Annotated in this window: 6 protein-coding genes; all 6 read left to right on the top strand. The window is 41.4% G+C overall.

The features are described 5' to 3' along the window. A partial coding sequence (locus ACZFYI_RS15295) for an OsmC family protein (RefSeq protein WP_462524999.1) occupies positions 1 to 201 on the top strand: 201 nt, incomplete at its 5' end. Between the two features lies 1 nt (position 202). Beyond that, positions 203 to 1,255 (top strand): glycoside hydrolase family 113, encoded by a 1,053-nt coding sequence (locus tag ACZFYI_RS15290; RefSeq protein ID WP_462524998.1) that lies wholly within the window; start codon positions 203 to 205, stop codon positions 1,253 to 1,255. 25 nt (positions 1,256 to 1,280) lie between these two features. Continuing rightward, entirely contained in the window at positions 1,281 to 1,763 is a 483-nt protein-coding gene (locus ACZFYI_RS15285; RefSeq protein ID WP_462524997.1) for a DUF2062 domain-containing protein, read from the top strand. A 12-nt stretch (positions 1,764 to 1,775) separates the two neighbouring features. Then, positions 1,776 to 3,263, top strand: a complete 1,488-nt coding sequence (locus ACZFYI_RS15280) for a BCCT family transporter (RefSeq protein ID WP_462524996.1) — start codon at positions 1,776 to 1,778, stop codon at positions 3,261 to 3,263. Between the two features lie 162 nt (positions 3,264 to 3,425). Next, positions 3,426 to 3,632: a YgaP family membrane protein gene (locus tag ACZFYI_RS15275; RefSeq protein ID WP_462524995.1), complete on the top strand. Its 207-nt coding sequence runs from the start codon at positions 3,426 to 3,428 to the stop codon at positions 3,630 to 3,632. 151 nt (positions 3,633 to 3,783) lie between these two features. Then, entirely contained in the window at positions 3,784 to 5,193 is a 1,410-nt protein-coding gene (locus tag ACZFYI_RS15270; protein ID WP_462524994.1) for a Gfo/Idh/MocA family protein, read from the top strand. Positions 5,194 to 5,241 lie beyond the last annotated feature (48 nt).

Below are 5,241 nucleotides of genomic sequence, written 5' to 3'. Positions count from 1 at the left end.
GATCACGACAAAGTCCACAAAGCAGACAGTGAGGATTTTGATAAGCAAGGCTCCAAAATAAGCAGGTTTACCCGTACCTTGGAAATTGAAGGAGAGATTGATGAAAGTATAAAAGTCAAGCTTCTTGAAATTGCCAACAAATGCCCTGTCCACAGGACACTGCAAGAGGAAATCATTATAGAAACAAGATTCATAAGCTGATATGAAAAGACCTGTTATCCTTCTGGTTTTGATTTTGTTGAGTTTGGCGATCTGGACTTACCAAAACCAAGCTGCCGAAGAAAATATCGGTATTTCTATTCCCATCGCCTACAAGCACAAAGGAGTCTGTTGGGTAGGAAGCAGGAATCCTTTGGAGGGTTGGGAGTTGGATACATTGGGGAGTTTTGGAGTCAGCCATATTTCACAGACACCTTTTGGCTGGCAGGCAGATCCGAATCTGCCCGAAATCCGATGGGAGGAACATTCTGACAGGATGTGGTGGGGAGAATCCCTAAAAGGAATGAATACAACTGCCTCCATTGGAAGGGAAAAAGGAATCGAAAGTATCCTGAAGCCGCACCTTTGGGTTAGGGGAAGTTGGCCCGGGACGATCAGCATGAAGAGCGAGGCTGACTGGAATACCTGGTTTGAGCAATACACTGATTTTATTCTTTATTTTGCCCGGTTTGCAGAGGAAAACCGCATTCCGATTTTGTGTATCGGTACAGAGCTTGAAATGACAAGTCAGCGTGAAAATGATTGGAGAAAGGTGATTGCTGAAGTCAAATCTGTTTATAAAGGGGAATTGGTTTACGCTGCGAATTTCACAGAATACCAACAGATAAAATTTTGGGATGCCTTGGATTATATCGGCATTCAGGCCTATTTTCCCTTGAGCGAAAAACATAATCCTGATCTTGAAGAATTGGTTTCCTCATGGGAAAAAAAGAACAGGGAAATAGAGAAGACGGTCAGGCAATACCTAAAGCCGGTTATTTTTACAGAAATCGGCTATTGTAATACCGAAGATGCAGCCATCCAACCATGGGTTTGGCCTAATGAAAGAAAGGAGATCCCGCTTTCTGAGGAAGTTCAGGCGCTTTGTTATGAGGCATTCTTCCGGACAGCCTGGAAAAAAGACTGGTTGGCGGGCGTTTATTTTTGGAAATGGTATCCACAGGCAAGGCAAAGGGACCCGGATTTTACCCCCCAAAACAAGAAAGCCCAGATGGTGATGAGGAATTATTTCTCAGGAAAAGGACAAAATTCCTGAAGCGGAAATAGCAAAACTGACTACCATGCGGCTAAGAAATCTTGATCAAAAATTCAAAGGACTCTTAAAACAGGGACTTTCTCCAAAGGATCTTGCATTCAGTATTTCAATAGCTTTCCTGATCGGGATTTTTCCCATTTATGGAACTGCCACTTTTATTTTGGCTTTTTTGGCTTTCCGTTTAAGGTTGAATTTGCCAATTATGATTGCAGTCAGTTACATTTTGACACCGGTTCAGATTCTCTTGATCCTTCCTTTTGCTAGAGTTGGGGAATATTTATTTGGATTTGAAAAATTGGGAATGGATCTGGAAAGTCTGCAAAACGCTTATGCTGAAGGAATTTTGGAAGCATTTTCACAATATTCGGGCCGTTTGGTTTTGGCAATCGGGGGTTGGGCTATTATTTCTGCTCCGATGGCAGTATTGGTTTATATACTTTTTTTTCAGGTTTTTAGAGCTATAAGGTCTGCCAGAAAAAAGGATGAAATAAATATGAGTCCGGAATAAAATGAAATTGATTTGAAATTTTTCAACAGACCAACCGACACACAAAAACACACCTTATATGGGTCAGGTGGTTTTGTCTTGGTGTTTTTGGTTTTCGCATTTTGGTTTCCTGAGTTTTTTAGCAAAAAGCTCAGTCTGTTGACCGCTCAAGTGCTGAATGTTTTTGGGATTCCTTACTTGATTTTGGGTTTGGGGGCAGTGGGTTTGTTATTGGTTTTGGCATTTTCCCCATTTGGAAATAGAAAACTTGGAAAGGAAAAACCTGAGTATTCCTGGCTTTCATGGATAGCCATGCTCTATAGCACCGGAATGGGAGGAGGATTGTTGCTAAGGGCGGTTCAGGAACCGGTCTTTTACTATTCCAATCCCCCAAGATCCTCTCCGCTTTCGGCAGGGGAGTTTGCGTTGGAATACACCTTTTTCCATTGGGGATTTACTCCTTGGGCATTTTATGGTTTGTTTGGTTTGGTGATCGGATATAACCTTTATGATAGGAATGGCACGATTCTGAGTTCCTCTATTTTGGATAAAAAATATCAAAAAACCGTTTGGACTACCATGATAGATGTTCTCACGATCGTCTGTACCGTCATCGGCATAGTGGCAGGTGTAGGTTTGGGTAGTAGGCAATTGTTGGATGCCCTTTCTTTTTGGACAGGTATGGAGAGTTTTTCTTCTGGAGATACTGTTTTTCTGGTTGTTTTGGTTTGCACTATTTCTACGTTCTCCGCTTTCTTGGGAGTAAACAAAGGCATCAAAATCATATCCAATCTTAATATCGGATTGGCATCTCTCCTCCTGGTTTTCACTTGGGTAGTCGGGAGTGAATGGATGGTTTTTGAAATGTTTTTCAAAGCTTTGGGTACATACCTCTTGGATTTTATTCCCATGAGTCTCAATATAGGGGATCAAAAAGTTTCACATTCATTTCTTACGGATTGGACTTTCTTTTATTGGGCATTTTGGTTGGCTTGGACCCCCTTTACGGGAGTATTTATTGCTCGGATTTCCAAAGGGAGGACTATCCGTCAGTTTGTAATCGGAACCTTGATTGTACCTGCTTTGGGTACATTTATTTGGTTTTCTGTATTTGGGTCCAATGCTTTTCAACTGATTGAGCAAGGGAAAACAACAGCCGGAAGCTTCAGTTCTATCTACAATGCCATTTTCAATTTCTTTGCTTTGTTTCCTTACTCAGGTTTCAGCAACACTGTGTCCACTATTCTGGTTTTTACTTTTCTGATCACCTCAGTGGATTCTGCCATATTTGTTTTGAGTATGTTTACAGATGAAGGAAAAACCGAGCCCAACCGAAGATACAGGCTGTTTTGGGGAATCAGTATTGCCATGTTTACAGTTGTGGTGATTTTGATGGGCAAGGATAATTTGCTCCAATCTATCAGTCAGCTGCTTATCCTATTTGCCTTGCCTTTTGCCTTTTTATTTGTTGGAATGGTTTTGAGTTTTCTTAATTCATTGATAATCAAAACAAAAAAGTAGGAAGATCTTTTTTAATGTGACAAATGTCATAAGATTACTGCCATATATTGGTCAATTTTAGTCAAATGAAAAACTTCTTGAAATTAATTGCTGTATGCGCGATTTGCCTTTCTGTAATTTTTGGACTGGTTTTTCTATTTAACTCCTAAACACACAAAAATCATGAAAAAGAATATGGGAAATGCGGATAGAGTCATCCGTACGATTATTGCCCTGATTGCGGCATATTTATATTTTGGAGGAATTGTGACTGGTACATGGGGAATTGTTCTTGTTGTTGTTGCGGCAGTTTTCCTTTTGACAAGTCTGGTTAGCTTCTGTCCGCTTTACGCGATTGTAGGTCTCAAAACATGTGCTACCAAGGAATGAAGCTTTTGAATGCCCTTTAAAGCTAGAAGCAATCCTGAAGGGTTGCTTTTTTTATTTTTTCTCAAATTATACGCACGGTTCTTTTTCAAAAAAGAATAAACCCTAAATTCAAATTCTGTAATAATAACCACCAAATTAAAACCCATTTCAAATGAGCAATAACCGCAGAGATTTTCTCAAACTTGCAGGTTTAGGATTAGTAGGTTCGGCTTTGCCTAATTTTGCACAGGCAGAGACTCCCGAGCAAGTGCTTTTCCAAAGCCAAAGAAACCATTCTCAACTTTTTAACATGTCAGGCTATGCTGCCCCTAAAATTTCCACAGTCAGGATTGGGATAGTGGGTCTAGGACAGCGAGGACCGGGTGCTGTGGACCGTCTAAGCAAAATCGAGGGAGTGGAAATCAAAGCGCTTTGTGACCTGATACCTGACAGGGTGGACAAAATGAAAAAGAAGCTTGAAGGCACCGCACACAATCCTGAAGGATACTCAGGTTCTGCCTATGCCTGGAAGAAAATGGTTGACAGACAGGATTTGGATCTGATATATATTACAACACCATGGGAATGGCATACTCCGATGGCGGTCTATGCCATGGAAGCAGGCAAACATGCTGCGGTGGAAGTCCCAGCTGCCAAGACTTTGGAAGAATGCTGGCAGCTTGTCGAAACTTCCGAACGTACCAAAAAACATTGCATGCAACTGGAAAATTGCTGCTACGACTTTTTTGAACTGATGACCCTCAGCATGAAAAGGGATGGGTTTTTTGGCGAAATCATCCATACCGAAGGAGCGTATATCCATGATTTGCTTTGGTTGAATTTTATGAAAACAAGTGATGGAGGCTATCAGGATATGTGGAGATTGAAAGAAAACTACCGAAATGGGAACCTTTATGCCACCCATGGCCTGGGGCCGATCTGTCAGATCATGGATATCAATAGGGGAGACCAAATGGAATACCTTACTTCCTTGTCAAGTGCTGACTTTCAAATGGCAGATAAAGCCAAAGAACTGGCAGAAACTGATAATTTCTTCGCTTCATTTGCTGAGAAGAAGTTTAGAGGAAATATGAATACCACTGTAGTAAAAACAAAAAAAGGCCGATCTATCATGATTCAGCATGATGTGACTTCGCCAAGACCTTATTCACGTTTACATACAGTCAGTGGCACCAAAGCTTATGCCCAAAAATACCCTGAGCCAAAAGTCGCAAAGGGACACAGTTGGATGAAGGATGAAGAGATGAAAGCGCTCCAAGAAAAATATACTCCTGAAATAGTGAAGAAAGTCGGGGAACTAGCCAAGCAGATCGGCGGTCACGGTGGCATGGACTTTATGATGGACTGGAGATTGATTGACTGCCTTAGAAACGGACTTCCTTTGGATCAGGACGTGTATGATGCAGCGCTTTGGTCTTCTGTTTCACCATTGAGCGAGTGGTCCGTAGCCAACCGGTCTAATTCCATCGATGTACCTGATTTTACCGGAGGGAGTTGGAAATTCAATAAGCCCGTAGAAATCACCCTCAAAGGTGGCGGAACAACCAAGGTGATTGTGTAATGATTGAAAGACCTTTGAGGTTTTTCTGATTAGACCTTTGAGGTTTTT

This window comes from Aquiflexum sp., from assembly GCF_977115555.1.
This window is presented reverse-complemented; position numbering and strand designations above follow the sequence as displayed.

Excerpts from the sequence above, each read along its gene's own strand:
- ACZFYI_RS15290 (WP_462524998.1), top strand. The coding sequence starts at position 203 with ATGAAAAGACCTGTTATCCTTCTGGTTTTGATTTTGTTGAGTTTGGCG.
- ACZFYI_RS15285 (WP_462524997.1), top strand. The coding sequence starts at position 1,281 with ATGCGGCTAAGAAATCTTGATCAAAAATTCAAAGGACTCTTAAAACAG.
- ACZFYI_RS15275 (WP_462524995.1), top strand. The coding sequence starts at position 3,426 with ATGAAAAAGAATATGGGAAATGCGGATAGAGTCATCCGTACGATTATT.
- ACZFYI_RS15270 (WP_462524994.1), top strand. The coding sequence starts at position 3,784 with ATGAGCAATAACCGCAGAGATTTTCTCAAACTTGCAGGTTTAGGATTA.